The sequence below is a fragment of the Synechococcus sp. H60.1 genome (assembly GCF_047462335.1).
Lineage (GTDB): Bacteria > Cyanobacteriota > Cyanobacteriia > Thermostichales > Thermostichaceae > Thermostichus.
Genome location: NZ_JANSJA010000253.1, coordinates 1 through 578 on the forward strand (window position 1 = coordinate 1; position 578 = coordinate 578).

At 58.8% G+C, this 578-nt stretch carries 1 protein-coding gene; it reads right to left on the reverse strand.

What is annotated here, in order from left to right:
- Nucleotides 1–60: 60 nt before the first annotated feature.
- The coding region (locus tag NW852_RS11905; RefSeq protein WP_414426772.1) for a zinc ribbon domain-containing protein at nucleotides 61–578 on the reverse strand (518 nt) is incomplete at its 5' end.

Here is a 578-nt window from a genome sequence, read left to right on the forward strand (position 1 = left end):
AGCCTGGGGCAAAACCCCCAGACACTCCTAGCGTGCTGTGATTCTATCACCGAAAGTAAACTACCTGACTCCGACCGCTAAGCGGTACGGAGCGGGCTTTCCGTAGCCCTGCAGTTGGCAAGCCAACCACGGGCCTCTGGGCCGGTTTACAGCGACCCCCAAAAGCGCAATGACGTTAGCACCGTTAAAATCCGCATCCCCTTCCCAACCACAGACCGGGTTCACACAGCGAAAACGCTTCCCTTCCCGTTGCCCAATCCACAAACACCGGTGGCAGGTCTGCGAGCTGTAGGCAGGCGGCACCACCACAACCTGGATCCCTGCTCTGGCAGCCTTGTACTGCACAAACTGCCGCAACTGGTAGAACGCCCCTCGCGCTAGCGGGCCGTAGGCCTCACTGTTTGACCGCCGCCGCTCCGTCTTGCTGCGCCGCTGTTGGTTGGTACGCTCTCTAATTCCAGTCAAGTCCTCCAAGGCAATAAAACTGTGGGTGGCCAGTGCCCTAGCAACAATGGACTTGGAGATGCGATGGTTCACCCAAGCTTGAAAGCGTCTCTCCCGACCAGACAGCCGTTGCA